15 protein-coding genes are annotated in these 16164 nt (G+C 35.5%); 14 read left to right on the top strand and 1 reads right to left on the bottom strand.

The features are described 5' to 3' along the window. Positions 1-29: 29 nt before the first annotated feature. On the bottom strand, positions 30-1331 hold the full coding sequence (bioA, locus tag AC0L5Q_RS02900) for an adenosylmethionine--8-amino-7-oxononanoate transaminase (protein ID WP_473614217.1): 1302 nt from the start codon (positions 1329-1331) through the stop codon (positions 30-32). Between the two features lie 142 nt (positions 1332-1473). On the opposite strand from bioA, the gene bioB reads away from it, so the two are divergent. The 14 genes from bioB (at position 1474) to AC0L5Q_RS02970 (ending at position 16018) form a co-directional block, all read left to right on the top strand. Beyond that, positions 1474-2556, top strand: coding sequence for a biotin synthase BioB (gene bioB / locus AC0L5Q_RS02905; protein ID WP_473614218.1), 1083 nt, complete (start codon positions 1474-1476; stop codon positions 2554-2556). A gap of 16 nt (positions 2557-2572) precedes the next feature. Continuing rightward, positions 2573-3712, top strand: coding sequence for an aminotransferase class I/II-fold pyridoxal phosphate-dependent enzyme (locus AC0L5Q_RS02910; RefSeq protein ID WP_473614219.1), 1140 nt, complete (start codon positions 2573-2575; stop codon positions 3710-3712). Next, positions 3712-4497, top strand: a complete 786-nt coding sequence (gene bioC, locus AC0L5Q_RS02915) for a malonyl-ACP O-methyltransferase BioC (RefSeq protein ID WP_473614220.1) — start codon at positions 3712-3714, stop codon at positions 4495-4497. Before AC0L5Q_RS02910 ends, bioC begins: the two co-directional genes overlap by 1 nt. Next, entirely contained in the window at positions 4490-5161 is a 672-nt protein-coding gene (gene bioD / locus AC0L5Q_RS02920) for a dethiobiotin synthase (protein WP_473614221.1), read from the top strand. Before bioC ends, bioD begins: the two co-directional genes overlap by 8 nt. A 1065-nt stretch (positions 5162-6226) precedes the next feature. After that, positions 6227-6424, top strand: coding sequence for a hypothetical protein (locus tag AC0L5Q_RS02925; RefSeq protein ID WP_473614222.1), 198 nt, complete (start codon positions 6227-6229; stop codon positions 6422-6424). A gap of 796 nt (positions 6425-7220) precedes the next feature. Continuing rightward, positions 7221-7499, top strand: coding sequence for a hypothetical protein (locus tag AC0L5Q_RS02930; protein ID WP_473614223.1), 279 nt, complete (start codon positions 7221-7223; stop codon positions 7497-7499). 115 nt (positions 7500-7614) lie between these two features. After that, the gene (locus AC0L5Q_RS02935) at positions 7615-8229 is read left to right on the top strand and encodes a hypothetical protein (RefSeq protein WP_473614224.1); all 615 of its coding nucleotides are present in this window, start codon (positions 7615-7617) and stop codon (positions 8227-8229) included. 68 nt (positions 8230-8297) lie between these two features. Further along, on the top strand, positions 8298-8513 hold the full coding sequence (locus tag AC0L5Q_RS02940) for a hypothetical protein (protein ID WP_473614225.1): 216 nt from the start codon (positions 8298-8300) through the stop codon (positions 8511-8513). Positions 8514-9676: 1163 nt separating this feature from the next. Next, complete coding sequence (locus AC0L5Q_RS02945; RefSeq protein WP_473614226.1) at positions 9677-10171, top strand: hypothetical protein; 495 nt, start codon at positions 9677-9679, stop codon at positions 10169-10171. A gap of 1545 nt (positions 10172-11716) precedes the next feature. Next, positions 11717-12259, top strand: coding sequence for a hypothetical protein (locus tag AC0L5Q_RS02950; RefSeq protein ID WP_473614114.1), 543 nt, complete (start codon positions 11717-11719; stop codon positions 12257-12259). A gap of 796 nt (positions 12260-13055) precedes the next feature. After that, complete coding sequence (locus tag AC0L5Q_RS02955; protein ID WP_473614227.1) at positions 13056-13343, top strand: NTF2 fold immunity protein; 288 nt, start codon at positions 13056-13058, stop codon at positions 13341-13343. 806 nt (positions 13344-14149) lie between these two features. Continuing rightward, on the top strand, positions 14150-14425 hold the full coding sequence (locus tag AC0L5Q_RS02960) for a hypothetical protein (protein ID WP_473614228.1): 276 nt from the start codon (positions 14150-14152) through the stop codon (positions 14423-14425). A gap of 486 nt (positions 14426-14911) precedes the next feature. Beyond that, positions 14912-15289, top strand: a complete 378-nt coding sequence (locus AC0L5Q_RS02965) for a hypothetical protein (RefSeq protein WP_473614229.1) — start codon at positions 14912-14914, stop codon at positions 15287-15289. A 126-nt stretch (positions 15290-15415) separates the two neighbouring features. Further along, complete coding sequence (locus AC0L5Q_RS02970; RefSeq protein ID WP_473614230.1) at positions 15416-16018, top strand: hypothetical protein; 603 nt, start codon at positions 15416-15418, stop codon at positions 16016-16018. Positions 16019-16164 lie beyond the last annotated feature (146 nt).

Raw genomic sequence — 16164 nt, forward strand, 5'->3', positions numbered from 1 at the left:
GTTATTGGTTTTTAATTCAATCTTATTTATTATGATGAAAAACAGTCGTTTTCATTTAGTACCGTTGCTATAGCATCAATAATTGTTTGTAAGTTTTCATGGGTGGATATTAATGGCGGCATAATATAAATAAGTTTACCGAAAGGGCGTATCCATACACCTAATTCAACAAAGCGCTTTTGAATTACCGTCATATTTACCGGATACTTTGTTTCTACAACGCCTATTCCTCCTAACACACGCGTACCTTGTACACGGTTATTAGTATTTAAAGGGATAAGATGTTGTTTAAGATAACTTTCTATACGTGTAATACTTGCTTTCCAATCACTACTTTCTAATAAACCAATACTTGCATTAGCGACTGCACATGCCAGCGGATTTCCCATAAAAGTAGGGCCGTGCATAAAACAACCCGCCTCGCTATTGCTAATACCTTCAGCAATTTCGTTAGTACAAAGCGTTGCTGCTAGCGTGATATAACCACCCGTTAGGGTTTTACCTAAGCACATAATGTCAGGGGTAATATTTGCCCACTCACAAGCAAACAGTTTACCTGTTCGACCTAAACCTGTTGCTATTTCGTCAGCAATCAAAAGTACATTGTATTGATCACATAACCTTCTACAGGCTTTAAGGTATTCAGGATGATAAAAGCGCATACCACCAGTACCTTGCACTATAGGTTCTATTATAAAGGCAGCAATATCATCATGATGTTTTTTGAATAGCTCAGTTAATTCAGCGATATCTTGTTCGTTCCATTGCTCATCAATCATAATGGTTGGAGCAGGGGCAAAGTATTGTTTAGCTAATGCCTCGCTGTATATATGATGCATACCTGTTGTAGGATCAGATACAGCCATAGTGGCAAAGGTATCTCCGTGATAACCATTTTTTACCGTAAGCATTTTATTTTTAGTAGGTTTACCTTTTGAGCCCCAATATTGAATTGCCATTTTCATAGCAACCTCTACTGAAACAGATCCACTGTCAGACAAAAATACTTTATTTAATCCTTCAGGGGTAATACGCACAAGCTTTTTACATAACTCAACCGCAGGTTTATGGGTTAAACCGCCAAACATAACATGCGACATGTTTTTACTTTGTTCAATCAAAGCTTCATTAAGAACAGGGTGATTGTACCCATGTAGAACCGACCACCACGAAGACATACCATCAACCAACTGCTCACCTGAAGCTAAATTAATGTGTACCCCATTAGCCGAATCAACCATAAAGCTTGGGAGTGGGTTAGTCATTGACGTATAAGGATGCCAAATATGTTCGCGATCAAACGCTAAATCATCTGTATATAAATTAGACATATGTTAACTTAATTCTCATTGCTATGTTTACAAGTAAATTTTGATGGTAGACTACGCGTAAATAAATGTAGATGCAATATGCTCTATCGCGTCTATATCACCTCATTATTACTGTTTATTATTAACAAGAAAAAGGTAGCTTATGTCTGTACAGCTTAATTCGTTGAATATGTTAAAAGAGTCTGACCAAGTGGTTCGTCACGATTGGACCAAAGAAGAAGTACAGGCTTTATTTGATATGCCTTTTAATGACTTAATGTTTGAAGCTCAAACGGTTCACCGTAAAAACTTCAATGCAAACGAAGTACAAGTAAGTACTTTATTATCAATTAAAACAGGCGCTTGCCCAGAAGATTGTAAATATTGTTCGCAAAGTGCTCGCTACAAAACAGATATTGATAAAGAAAGATTAATGGCTGTTGAAAAAGTACTTGAAGCCGCTGGCAAAGCTAAACAACAAGGGTCAACCCGTTTTTGTATGGGGGCTGCATGGAGAAATCCAAAAGAACGTGACATGCCATTAGTAGTAGAAATGGTTAAAGGCGTTAAAGCGATGGGTTTAGAAACCTGTATGACGTTAGGCATGTTATCTGAACAGCAAGCAGACGAACTTCAAACCGCTGGATTAGATTACTACAACCATAATTTAGATACGTCTCCTGAGCACTACAACCAAATTATTACAACGCGTACTTATCAAGATCGCTTAGATACTTTAGGCAATGTGCGTAAAGCCGGTATGAAAGTATGTAGTGGCGGAATTGTGGGTTTAGGTGAAGATGCTAAAGACCGTATTTCATTACTTATTCAATTAGCTAACCTATCACCACAACCTGAAAGTGTGCCAATTAACATGTTAGTTAAAGTTGAAGGTACACCATTGGCAGACGTTGATGATTTAGACCATTTCGACTTTATTCGTTGTATAGCTGTTGCGCGTATTATTATGCCGAAAAGCCATGTGCGTTTATCTGCAGGTCGTTCAGAAATGAATGAACAAATGCAAGCTATGTGCTTCTTAGCTGGTGCTAACTCAATATTTTACGGTTGTAAGCTATTAACAGCAGATAACCCAGAAACCAATGCTGATGTTGCCTTGTTCAAAAAATTAGGTATAAACACCGAAACGATCGATAGCATTACTGAAGAAGAGCAAGTGTTAAAAGTGAAAACTGCGGTTGTTAATCAACAAAACAGCGACATATTTTATAACGCTGCTAATTAACTGAGTTGTATTTGTTTTGTCCTTCGATTTTATTCAGCAAAAATTAACGCAACAACGTGAACACGCTTTGTACCGAACAACAAAGTGTGTTGAATCGCAGACTGCACGAGAAGTTAAAATAGGTGGCAAAACTTATCTTAACTTTTCATCTAACGATTATTTAGGATTAAACAATCACGCTGAAATTAACAAGGCGATGCAAGAGGGTGCTGACAAATTTGGTACCTGTGCAAGTGCTTCTAGCTTAATTACTGGATATCACTATGCGCATCAATCCCTTGAAAACGATATATGTACATGGCTAAACAAACCAAAATGTTTATTATTTTCAAGTGGCTTTGCCGCGAATCAAGGTGTTTTAGATGCCTTAGGTGAGAAAAACACCAACTATTGGTTAGACAAGCTAAGCCACGCATCGTTAATTGATGGTGCTTTAGCTTCGAAAGGCCGAACTAAACGTTTTTTGCATAACGATATGCTACAACTTGATACATTGCTAAGCTCGTCATCTGATAAAGATAATATTATTGTTTCAGAAGGCGTTTTTAGTATGGACGGTGATCAAGCTAATTTACGTTCTATTAGCGAACTCGCTAACAAGCACAAAGCGTTAACCTATATAGATGACGCACATAGCATAGGTGTAAAAGGGCTTTTAGGTGAAGGGAGTTTAAGTCAAGCGCCTTTAGATATGGTAATGGCAACCTTTGGAAAAGCCATAGCAACCAGCGGTGCTTTTGTTGTTTGCAATGACGATATTTACGAATATTTAGTTAACTTTTCTAGACATTACATATATTCAACAGCAATGTCGCCCGCAATTGCTTGGGCAACAAAAGCCAGTATAAAACTGATCCAAAAAGAACATTGGCGTAGAGAAAAAATAACAGAACTCAGCCATTTATTGTCTGCAACATTAAACGACGATATTGAATTAATAAAAACTGAATCTTCTATACATGCCATTGTCTTAGGTTCAGCAAGTAAAACATTAAACACGAGTGAAAAACTGAAAGAAAATGGAATTTGGGTTACCGCAATTCGTCCTCCAACCGTTGCGAATAACACATCTAGGTTACGTGTTACTATAACTGCATCACATAATGCAAATGATATCAAATACTTAGTAAATAGTATAAACAAGGCGTATTCTTAATGGTTAATACCCATATTAGGGTCAACATTGCTCGTTCTTTTAGTTCAGCAACACATTCTTACGATATTTCTGCGCGTTTACAGCGTTATACTGGTAAACACCTAATGTCTAAATTACCTAACCGAACCGATTTGAATATCGTTGATTTAGGGTGTGGAACAGGTTTTTTTACCAATATACTTGCCAGTAAATATCAGCAAGTTATTGGTGTAGACCTCTCTAAAAAAATGCTCAATTTTGCCGAAGCTAGATCAACTCATGACATTCAATGGATTGAGGCTGATGCTTACAAACTTCCTTTTGATAATAATAGTATCGACGTTATTTATTCTAATTTGATGATCCAATGGTGTAACCCATTAAGTGATCTGTTAGTTGAAATAACACGCGTACTAAAACCTGGCGGTTTATTTATTTTTAGCACCTTGGTTGATGGCACTTTGCATGAACTAAAATCATCTTGGAAACAAGTAGACGACGACAAGCATGTTATTGATTTTAAAAAAGAAGAAACATTAATACAAACGTTTGAGGATTCACCTTTTAAATTATTAGAAAACGACGTTAAAGATATTGTTTTAGAATACGAAAACGTACTTCACCTAGCCCGTGAATTAAAAGGTCTTGGTGCTAATCATGTTCCTAATAAAAATAAAAAAGGGTTAGCAGGAAAAGATAAGTGGAAAAAAATGACTAAACGCTACCAAGACTTTCAAGAACCTAGCGGTGTTTATCCTGCCACTTACTCTGCATTTTCTGGTATTGCGGTTAAATTAAATGTCTAATCTTTTTATTACTGCTACAGACACAGATGCGGGTAAAACATTTGTTGCCACCGCTTTAGTTAAAGCGTTAACCAATATAGGTAAAACAGTTGCTGTTTATAAACCTATTTCAGCCGGTTGCGATATTATTGAGGGTGTATTGATAAATGAAGATGCTTTGTTGTTACAGCAAGTAGCTAATAGTGGGCAATCAATCACATCCATTAATCCTATTGCTTTTAAAGAGCCAATTGCTCCTCATATTGCGGCCCAAAAATCAGGCACAGGTATTACAGTCAATAATGTAGTAGAACATTATAAAAATGTAACCTCACTAAAAGCAGATATAACGATTACTGAAGGAGCGGGTGGTTGGCGATTACCTTTAGGTGATGGGCAGTTTTTATCTGATTTTGTTAAGCAATCTAACCAACAAGTTATTTTAGTAGTTAATATGAAGCTAGGTTGCTTAAACCATGCGGTATTAACGTATGAATCTATTTTAGCAGACGGCCTTGAATGTATTGGTTGGGTTGCTAACGCATTTGAAGGGATGAATTATTTAGAAGAAAACATAACTGAACTTTCTTCTTTATTAAAGGTTCCTATGCTTGCTCATTTAGGTAACGAAAAAACTATTGAAGATGCTGCTGAAAAATTTAACTTATCGGTATTATCAGTTTAGTTTTAATTTTGACCCGTAAATAACCTGCAACTTTATTTTATTGAAATAATAGCTAGTTTACCTTTCGTGCACTGTAAATAATCAAACAAATTTTCATTATTGTGTAATTCATTTATCAGAACATTATTTTTTATACAAACAAAAAATAATGTTTATACAACCACATCAATACTGTGCTTATATACAGCTCGGTGTATTTCTCGCTTTCTACAACAAAGCAGGAATTTTTCCTTCTTTCACACAGCTGCTAGTGTACTTAAAAAAGTTATATTGTTGATATTTCGATTAAAGTGACATAATCTAGGTTTTTAAAGTTGTTTGTAAATGTTTTGTGGAAAGCGGGAAATTTGCAAACTAATAAACTGTTATATGCACTCAAATAGTATGGTTGGTTTAGCTAAAAATGTTTTATCAAAGTTACTTTTGTTTGTGCTGCTACGGGTTTCGCTATTGTAGTTTTTCAATAGTCACTAATAAGCTTTGCCTATTTAAAAGACTTTTGTTGGCAAAGCTATTATTTCGTTCTAGTATTTGTGGGTAGCTCAATTTATAGTGTGTTTATGACTACCGTCTTTTACTTTGAATTTTTGTATTTATGTTTAGGTTTATCAGGCATATAACAAGCAATTCAACGGGACTTTTACAGCTGGCTGTGCTCGTTCCTCGCAATTATAGCCAGCAATAAAAGCCCATTAATTGGGCGTTATATGCACTCACATAGTATGGTTGGTTTAGCTAAAAATATTGTTATCAACCTTACTTTTGTAAACGCTGCTACGGGTTTCGCTATTGTAGTTTTCCAATAGTCACTAATAAGCTTTGTTGTTTTTATTACTGCGTAATGTAACAAAGCTATTATTTCGTTCTAGCATTTGTGGGTAGCTCAATTTATAGTGTGGCTATTACTACCGTCTTTTACTTCTAACTTTTGTATTTATGTTTAGGTTTATCAGGCATATAACAAGCAATTCAACGGGACTTTTACAGCTGGCTGTGCTCGTCCCTCGCAATTTTAGCCAGCAATAAAAGCCCATTAATTGGGCGTTATATGTAAAAGGAAGTATAGTGTCACCAAATGTTTTAGCTGACTTAATTATCAGCCTTGTTCTAATTTGTGTTGGTTTAGGGTTAATAGCTCACGGGAAAAAGCTTAAAAGTACTCCTCCTGCTAAATCTAATTTTGCTTCGCCTAATGTTTTTATCGTATTAGGTTCAATAATGTTAGTTACTCAGTTAATGGAATTGGTTAAAACGTATATGTAATTTACATATAACAAGCAATTGAACGGGACTTTTACAGCTGGCTGTGCTCGTTCCTCGCAATTATAGCCAGCAATAAAAGCCCATTAATTGGGCGTTATATGCAATTCATGAAGTAGGGTGCTTTAGCTAACAATTTGGTTATCAACTTTTACCTTTGTAAACGTTGCTATGAGTTTCGCTATTGTCGTTTTTCAATAGTCACTAATAAGCTTTGCCTTGTTAAAGAGACTTTTGTGGCAAAGCTATTATTTCGTTTTGGCAATTGTGGGTAGCTCAATTTATAGTTCATTTAAAACTACCGTCTTTTACTTTGAACTTCAGTAATTAAGTTAAAGTTTATCAGGCATATAACAAGCAATTCAACGGGACTTTTACAGCTGGCTGTGCTCGTCCCTCGCAAATTATAGCCAGCAATAAAAGCCCATTAATTGGGCGTTATATGCAATTCATGTAGTTGGGTGTTTTAGTTAAAATTGTTTTTACCAAAAGTACTTTTGTAAACGCTGCTACGGGTTTCGCTATTGTAGTTTTTCAATAGTCACTAATAAGCTTTGTTGTTTTTATTACTGCGTAATGTAACAAAGCTATTATTTCGTTCTGGTATTTGTGGGTAGCTCAATTTATAGTGCGTTTATTACTACCGTCTTTTACTTCTAACTTTTGTATTTAAGTTCAGTTTTATCAGGCATATAACAAGCAATTCAACGGGACTTTTACAGCTGGCTGTTTCGTTCCTCAACATTTTAGCCAGCAATAAAAGCCCATTAATTGGGCGTTATGTGCCATGGAGGTTTCATTGAAAGATTCAGATAATTCAGAAAGAACTTTAGCTGAAGTTGAAAAAACGTTTTATGAAACTCTGAGTAAAAATACTATTTTCTCATCTGTAAATAGATCTGCATCAGCACTTGAAAAGTTAGCTATTAATACTGAAGCTTTAACACAAGAAATAGCAAGCGCTAATGATTCATCTACAAAGTTAACTAAAAGTTTAAATCGTCTTACCTTAGCAGCCGTAATTATTGCTGCTTGTGCGCTAGCTTTAGAAGTTATCAAAATGTGCTTAGCTAAATAGCACATAACAAGCAAATAAACTGGGACACGTAACAGTTGGCTACCGTTCGTCCCTCACTATTTTAGCCAACATTACTTAGCCCGTTATTTGGGCGTTAGAGTGTTAATGGAGAACTATGGCAACTTGTAAAGCGTGTCATGAAGAAATACGTGATGATGCTACTGTGTGTAAACATTGTGGTCATAAAGAAAAGTTGGATGCCAATAGAGTCGGAATATACATTGGTGTTATTTTGTCTGTTATTTCCTTAGCTACAATTGCTTTTTCTACAGCGGTTAAATTATTTGAAAGTAAAAATGCAGATATTGTGGGTCAAGTCTTAAGTTTTGAAAACGATAAACTAGATTTATCACTTTCTAACAGGGGTAAAAGCTCTGCGGTTATTTGGGATTTGACAATTACCTACCCTGAGGCAGGTAGATGTAATCAAAAGGATTATGAAGTCACAACAAGGATGGAGCTCAAGAAATCAGTTATAGAGCCCAATAAAACTATAATCGTACCTTCAAAAACCAAGGATGAAAGTTCTCTTCATATAGCGGATATGTCTCCTGAAGCTAGGGCTGATGAAGAGTTTAAAGATTTACTTAAATCAATGAGTTTTTGTACTGCTAAAGTTATTTATTTAGATTTCGATAATGAATTCAAAAATAAAGAAATAGCTTTTACTTGTGCGCCATTAGCTGAGTGTATAGAACACTCTAACAAGTCGTTAAAGCAGGACAAATAACAGTTGGCTTTTGCTCCTGCGTCGCTTATTTTAGCCAACATATTATTTGCCTCTTAACGAGGCGTTATATGCACTCAAATTGTATTGTTGGTTTAGCTAAAAATATTGTTATCAAACGTACTTTTGTAAACGCTGCTACGAGTTTCGCTATTATAGTTTTTCAATGGCCACTAATAAGCTTTGCCTATTTAAAAGACTTTTGTTGGCAAAGCTATTATTTCGTTCTGGTATTTGTGGGTAGCTCAATTTATAGTGGATTTATTACTACCGTCTTTTACTTCTGACTTTTGTATTTTAGTTTAGATTTATCAGGCATATAACAAGCAATTCAACGGGACTTTTACAGCTGGCTGTGCTCGTTCCTCGCAATTTTAGCCAGCAATAAAAGCCCATTAATTGGGCGTTATATGCAATTCATGTAGTAGGGTGCTTTAGCTAATAATTTGGTTATCAACTTTTACCTTTGTAAACGCTGCTACGAGTTTCGCTATTTTAGTTATTCAATAGTCACTAATAAGCTTTGCCTATTTAAAAGACTTTGTTGGCAAAGCTATTATTTCGTTCTAGCTTTTGTGGGTAGCTCAATTTATAGTGCGTTTATTACTACCGTCTTTTACTTTGAACTTCAGTATTTATGTTCAGGTTTATCAGGCATATAACAAGCAATTCAACGGGACTTTTACAGCTGGCTGTGCTCGTCCCTCGCAAATTTTAGCCAGCAATAAAAGCCCATTAATTGGGCGTTATATGCACTCAAATAGTATGGTTTGTTTAGCTAAAAATGTTTTTATCAAAAATACTTTTGTACACGTTGCTTCGGTTTCGCTATTAAGGTTTTCCAATAGTCACTAATAAGCTTTGTTGTTTTTATTACTACGTAATGTAACAAAGCTATTATTTCGTACTGGCATTTGTGGGTAGCTCAATTTATAGTGCGTTTATTACTACCATCTTTTACTAGTCGCTTGTGTATTTATGTTTAGGTTTGTCAGGCATATAACAAGCAATTCAACGGGACTTTTACAGCTGGCTGTGCTCGTCCCTCGCAAATTTTAGCCAGCAATAAAAGCCCATTAATTGGGCGTTATATGCAATTCATGTAGTAGGGTGCTTTAGCTAATAATTCGGTTATTAACTTTTACTTTTGTAAACGTTGTTACGGGTTTCGCTATTTATAGTTTTCAAATAGCCACTAATAAGCTTTGCCTTGTTAAAGAGACTTTTGTGGCGAAGCTATTATTTTGTTCTGGCATTTGTGGGTAGCTCAATTTATAGTGTGATTATTACTACCGCCTTTTACTTCTAACTTTTGTATTTAAGTTCTGATTTATCAGGCATATAACAAGCAATTTAACGGGACTTTTACAGCTGGCTGTGCTCGTCCCTCGCAAATTTTAGCCAGCAATAAAAGCCCATTAATTGGGCGTTATGTGGCAAGGGGTATTAATTGATTTCTGGTGCAGTAGGAAAGATTGTCGGTCTAGTTTTAGCGCATAGCGTTTTGATTGGTAGTGAATTACAAGAAGGTGAGTTATTAGTCCCTGTTGTTACTTACCAACAAGGTGAAAACCGGTCAATTAAAACTTTTGAAGCTGACACACAAGAAGAAGCTGTTGTTCTTGGACAAGAGTTTTTAAACTCTTTATCAGATAAATCTGATAGCTGGGCTTATGTACAAGATGGCTTAATTACTCTTCCAAATGGTAATAAGCAAGACGTCTATTATATAAAAGCGTGGGCTAAAGGTATGTCAGAGCCAATGGAGTTATACCAAATGTATACAGCACAGCCTTTTACACTTATAGAAAATATTAAAGTGCTAAATTACGCTGATACAGGTTTATCAGCAGAAGATGCTGATTCATTTATCGCAGCGTTGGAACAAGGTATATATTCACATCCATCTGCTAGTAAGCAAGACCTAGAAAAGTGGTTCAAATAAGTAGCCACATAACAAGGGTTTTCAAGGCGGACAAATTACAGTTGGCTTTTTGTTCGTGCCTCACTTATTTTAGCCAACTGCAATTTGCCGCTTAAAACGGCGTTATATGCACTCAAATAGTATGGCTGGTTTAGCTAAAAATGTTGTGATCAATCTTACTTTTGTAAACGCTGCTACGAGTTTCGCTATTATAGTTGTTCACTAGTCACTAATAAGCTTTGTTGTTTTTATTACTTCGTAATGTAACAAAGCTATTATTTCGTACTGGCATTTGTAGGTAGCTCAATTTATAGTACGTTTATTACTACCGTCTTTTACTTTGAACGTCAGTAATTAAGTTAAAGTTTATCAGGCATATAACAAGCAATTCAACGGGACTTTTACAGCTGGCTGTGCTCGTCCCTCGCAATTTTAGCCAGCAATAAAAGCCCGTTAATTGGGCGTTATATGCAATTCATGAAGTAGGGTGCTTTAGCTAACAATTTGGTTATCAACTTTTACCTTTGTAAACGCTGCTACGAGTTTCGCTATTGTGTTTTTCACTAGTCACTAATAAGCTTTGTTGTTTTTATTACTACGTAATGTAACAAAGCTATTATTTCGTTCTAGCATTTGTGGGTAGCTCAATTTATAGTGTGCTTATTGCTACCGTCTTTTACTTCTGATTTTTGTATTTTAGTTCAGGTTTATCAGGCATATAACAAGCAATTCAACGGGACTTTTACAGCTGGCTGTGCTCGTCCCTCGCAATTATAGCCAGCGATAAAAGCCCATTAATTGGGCGTTATATGGTAACAAAAGAATTCATTTGCTAAGGGATCTGTGGAAAGAAGGAGTATTGCCGCTTTTCTACAGCATAAGCGTTGAGTTTATCCAAACAACAAATTCTATTTAAAATCCCTTGACGCGTGCTAAGCTTCTTTTTAATCCTTAATCTTAAGTAAAGTTGCGTAAGTAGTGTCTTTTACTTGAAGCAACTTTACTTAAGATTAAGGTTTGTCGCACAAGTTAAGGTGATTTTTTTATTTTATTTTGTGTTTGATTTTACGCTTATGGTTATGTTGGCTGGAGCGCTTAGTGTTTATCTGAGTTACCATCTAACAAGCAATTGAACTGGGACACGTACAGCTTGCCGTGCTCGTTCCTCGCTATTTTGGCAAGCTTTACTTTGCCCGTTAATATGGGCGTTATATGCACTCAAATAGTATTGTTTGTTTAGCTAAAAATATTGTTATCAAACGTACTTTTGTAAACGTTGCTACGGGTTTCGCTATTGTCGTTTATCAATAGTCACTAATAAGCTTTGCCTATTTAAAAGACTTTTGTTGGCAAAGCTATTATTTCGTTCTAGCATTTGTGGGTAGCTCAATTTATAGTGTGGCTATTACTACCGTCTTTTACTTCTGACTTATGTATTTTAGTTCAGGTTTATCAGGCATATAACAAGCAATTCAACGGGACTTTTACAGCTGGCTGTGCTCGTTCCTCGCAATGTTAGCCAGCAATAAAGCCCATTAATTGGGCGTTAGCCTTACAAGGATAGTCATGAGAAAAATTTTACCTTTTATATTATTGTTCATTTCTTTTAGTGGAATTGCTAGTGACGACTTTCATTGGAAATTAGCTAATGGTGATCAAGCGCCCGAAACTGAAAATCAAAAAAGTGTAAAAGGATTTGGTGGTTGGCTATTAGTAACGCCTGATAAAGATTGGGAAGAAAAATGGATGACTCCAAGCGAAAATGTGCCTTACTTTAACGAAGCCAAGGACGTAAAGTTGGGTCAAGAACTCACTATTCTTCCTTTCTTTGCTAACCCAAAGTTAGATAATGCACGCAATTTTAATATTTTGTGTGATATTAAAGTTGAAAAGCCTGACGGAACATTTTCAATTAATGAGTTAAATGTCCCTTGTGCACAAGGGACATTAGAAGTAGATCCAATGTCTATATTTTTAACTCAAACAGTTATTAAATACATTGGCGAAAATGGAGACCCTTTTGGGCAATGGACAGTTTACTTTGAGATTAAAGATTTGATCAGAGGCGTTTCAGTTCCTTTAAAAACATCTTTTAACTTGGTGAAATAGTAAGGCTAACAAGCTGTTCAAGCGGGACAAATTACAGTTGGCTGTTTCGCTCCGCTCACATTATAGCCAACTACAATTTGCCCCTTAACAGGGCGTTATATGCAATTCATGTAGTAAGGTGGTTTAGCTAATAATTTAGTTGCTAACTTTTACTTTTTAATGCTCTGCTGCGGGTTTCGCTATTTTAGTTTTCCAATGTCCACTAATAAGCTTTGCCTATTTAAAAGACTTTGTTGGCAAAGCTATTATTTCGTTCTGGCATTTGTGGGTAGCTCAATTTATAGTGCGTTTATGACTACCGGTTTTTACTAGTTGCTTGTGTATTTATGTTCAGGTTTATCAGGCATATAACAAGCAATTCAACGGGACTTTTACAGCTGGCTGTGCTCGTCCCTCGCAATTTTAGCCAGCAATAAAAGCCCATTAATTGGGCGTTATATGCAATTCATGAAGTAGGGTGCTTTAGCTAACAATTTGGTTATCAACTTTTACCTTTGTAAACGTTGCTACGGGTTTCGCTATTATCGTTTTTCAATAGTCACTAATAAGCTTTGCCTATTTAAAAAACTTTTGTTGGCAAAGCTATTATTTCGTACTGGTATTTGTGGGTAGCTCAATTTATAGTGTGTTTATGACTACCGGTTTTTACTAGTTGCTTGTGTATTTATGTTCAGGTTTATCAGGCATATAACAAGCAATTCAACGGGACTTTTACAGCTGGCTGTGCTCGTCCCTCGCAATTTTAGCCAGCAATAAAAGCCCATTAATTGGGCGTTATGTAGCTCAAGGAGTTCGAGTGCAATTTAAAGTTTTAGGCTTAATATCTCTTATGTTTATAATATCTTCATGTTCGTTGATCGAGTCAGATATTTGTGATCAGAAAACAGCTTTAGATAAAGGTACTAGTTTAATGCATAAAAAATTCCCTCGCTCAATGGAGGATCAAAACCCCATAAAAATTTACGATCGTGAGGGTTTATGGCATATCAAAGGTACTCTTCCTCCTAATTATGCAGGTGGAGTTCCCCATGTTAAATTAGATCGGCAAACGTGTAGGTTAGTAGAAATTTATCATACTCAGTGATATCAGCTACATAACAAGCAAATCAACGGGACTTTTACAGCTGGCTGTGCTCGTTCCTCGCAATTTTAGCCAGCAATAAAAGCCCGTTATTTGGGCGTTATATGCACTCAAATAGTATGGTTTGTTTAGCTAAAAATGTGTTGTTATCAACCTTACTTTTGTAAATGCTGCTGCGGGTTTCGCTATTTTAGTTCTTCAATAGTCACTAATAAGCTTTGCCTATTTAAAAAACTTTTGTTGGCAAAGCTATTATTTCGTTCTGGCATTTGTGGGTAGCTCAATTTATAGTGCATTTATTACTACCGGATTTTACTTTGAACTTCAGTAATTAAGTTAAAGTTTATCAGGCATATAACAAGCAATTCAACGGGACTTTTACAGCTGGCTGTGCTCGTTCCTCGCAAATTTTAACCAGCAATAAAAGCCCATTAATTGGGCGTTATATGCAATTCATGAAGTAGGGTGCTTTAGCTAACAATTTGGTTATCAACTTTTACCTTTGTAAACGCTGCTACGAGTTTCGCTATTGTGTTTTTCACTAGTCACTAATAAGCTTTGTTGTTTTTATTACTACGTAATGTAACAAAGCTATTATTTCGTTCTAGCATTTGTGGGTAGCTCAATTTATAGTGTGCTTATTGCTACCGTCTTTTACTTCTGATTTTTGTATTTTAGTTCAGGTTTATCAGGCATATAACAAGGCATTGCAAAGGACTAAAAACAGTTGGCCGTTGCTCGTGCCTCGCTATTTTGGCCAACAATTTTTAGCCTCTGAATGAGGCGTTAGCAGTAAAGGCAGGTTTTAGGTGAGTGTTAATAGTCAGGAGGTTAAATTTTCTTTAAGCTCAGATGAATTTAGGTTTATTCTTAATAATCAACTTGCAAATAAATCCCTATCCACAAAGTTGCTCAGTATTAAAAATGAGTTATTGGCTAAACGTTCTAATTTTAAAAGAGTTACCATTATTTCAAACCTAGCAGACTTAGATGGTTTACTTGTAAACCTTTCTAAAGAGGCTAATAAAAACAATAACTCACTAGATAAACAGTATTTTTTAGACAATATATTTGGTAAGTTATAAATACAACGAAGTAGCCTATGAGTAAATTACTGCTAACAAGGCATTGCAAAGGACTAAAAACAGCTGGCCGTTGCTCGTGCCTCGCCATTTTGGCCAACAATTTTTAGCCTCTGAATGAGGCGTTATATGCAATTCATGTAGTTGGGTGCTTTAGCTAAAATTATTTTTATCAATCTTACTTTTGTAAACGCTGCTACGAGTTTCGCTATTTTAGTTCTTCAATAGTCACTAATAAGCTTTGCCTATTTAAAAGACTTTTGTTGGCAAAGCTATTATTTCGTACTGGTATTTGTGGGTAGCTCAATTTATAGTGCAGTTATTACTACCGTCTTTTACTTCTAGATTTTGTGTTTAAGTTAAGGTTTATCAGGCATATAACAAGCAATTTAACGGGACTTTTACAGCTGGCTGTGCTCGTTCCTCGCAATTATAGCCAGCAATAAAAGCCCATTAATTGGGCGTTATGTTTTTAAGGATGAGTCGAGTTTGCGTTACATTATTGCACTTTATTTTATTAGCTTTATATCGAGTGCATCAACATGTATGACCTCAGATAAACAAATTGCATTGTGGAATGAAAAATACGTTTCATTGTTTAAAGTAAGTACAGAGAAAAATAACAATTCATTTAACGTTCAGGTATCTTTGCCGAATAATATTGAAGGAAAAATATTTAAAGCCGTATGGCTTGTTGTAGGTGACGATAATGATCCAAGCTTTATTGCGCCTTTAAGTACATATGAAGAAGATAGTAAAACGAAAGTTTGGTTTGTAGTCAAACCGAATAACAATGATAAGAATGTATTGATATTTAGCTATGGAGAAGGTTGTGGTATTTCAGTTGACGTACCAATCGAGCTATAAAAAACATAACAAGAAAATCAACAAGGACACGTAACAGTTGGCTACGTTTCGCTTCGCTACACAATTTTAGCCAACCATTACTTAGCCTGTTATTTAGGCGTTAGGCATTTATAATATGGAGTTCAAATGTTCAAAAAAATTTCACTAGGATTGATGATCTTAACCAATTCCTCTCAGGGTTTTAGTGCTGAATTTAGCGAAGATATTTATGTTAAGTTAGCCGCTAAATCGGCTTGTTTATACAAACAAGGAAAAGGGAGTGATATTAAAGTCTACGAGAGGGAAATGACTGACTTTGGTAAAAAAATAGAGGGAGAAGGGTTTAGCATTAATAAATTTAAAAGCGATCAGATTTTGTATTCTTCTGATAAGGGTTTTATGAATAGGAGATTAAATGACATGATGAAAATGATGAATTCATGTCATTTATTAGAGTTAAAAAAAGAAAAAATAGATAATGGGTTTTTAAGCATACCTATTGTTAAGAACTCTGTTGTAATGAATAAGGTAAATGGGAAAAACGGACTTCCATCGGTGATGGAACTAGAAGTCAAAAAAAATATAAATGACATAGTATTGTTCTATGCAAAAAGTTTGGCTAAATATAAACCTAAAAAAACAAACGTCGATGAGACCATAATTCTTGAGTTTAGTGTAAATACAAAAAAACGAATGGTAACCTTAGAACCAAGGTTCAATACAACCTATATTACGATTATTGGCGAATAAATGCCTAACAAGGCATTGCAAAGGACTAAAAACAGCTGGCCGTTGCTCGTGCCTCGCTTATTTTGGCCAGCAATTTTTAGCCTCTGAATGAGGCGTTATATGCACTCAAATAGTATTGTTGGTTTAGCTAAAAATATTGTTATCAA

It is taken from the genome of Pseudocolwellia sp. G5-9 (assembly GCF_055808995.1).

Coding starts and splice junctions, on each gene's coding strand:
- AC0L5Q_RS02970 (WP_473614230.1), top strand. CDS start 15,416: ATGTTCAAAAAAATTTCACTAGGATTGATGATCTTAACCAATTCCTCT.
- bioD (WP_473614221.1), top strand. CDS start 4,490: ATGTCTAATCTTTTTATTACTGCTACAGACACAGATGCGGGTAAAACA.
- bioB (WP_473614218.1), top strand. CDS start 1,474: ATGTCTGTACAGCTTAATTCGTTGAATATGTTAAAAGAGTCTGACCAA.
- AC0L5Q_RS02950 (WP_473614114.1), top strand. CDS start 11,717: ATGAGAAAAATTTTACCTTTTATATTATTGTTCATTTCTTTTAGTGGA.
- AC0L5Q_RS02935 (WP_473614224.1), top strand. CDS start 7,615: ATGGCAACTTGTAAAGCGTGTCATGAAGAAATACGTGATGATGCTACT.
- bioA (WP_473614217.1), bottom strand. CDS start 1,331: ATGTCTAATTTATATACAGATGATTTAGCGTTTGATCGCGAACATATT.
- bioC (WP_473614220.1), top strand. CDS start 3,712: ATGGTTAATACCCATATTAGGGTCAACATTGCTCGTTCTTTTAGTTCA.
- AC0L5Q_RS02940 (WP_473614225.1), top strand. CDS start 8,298: ATGCACTCAAATTGTATTGTTGGTTTAGCTAAAAATATTGTTATCAAA.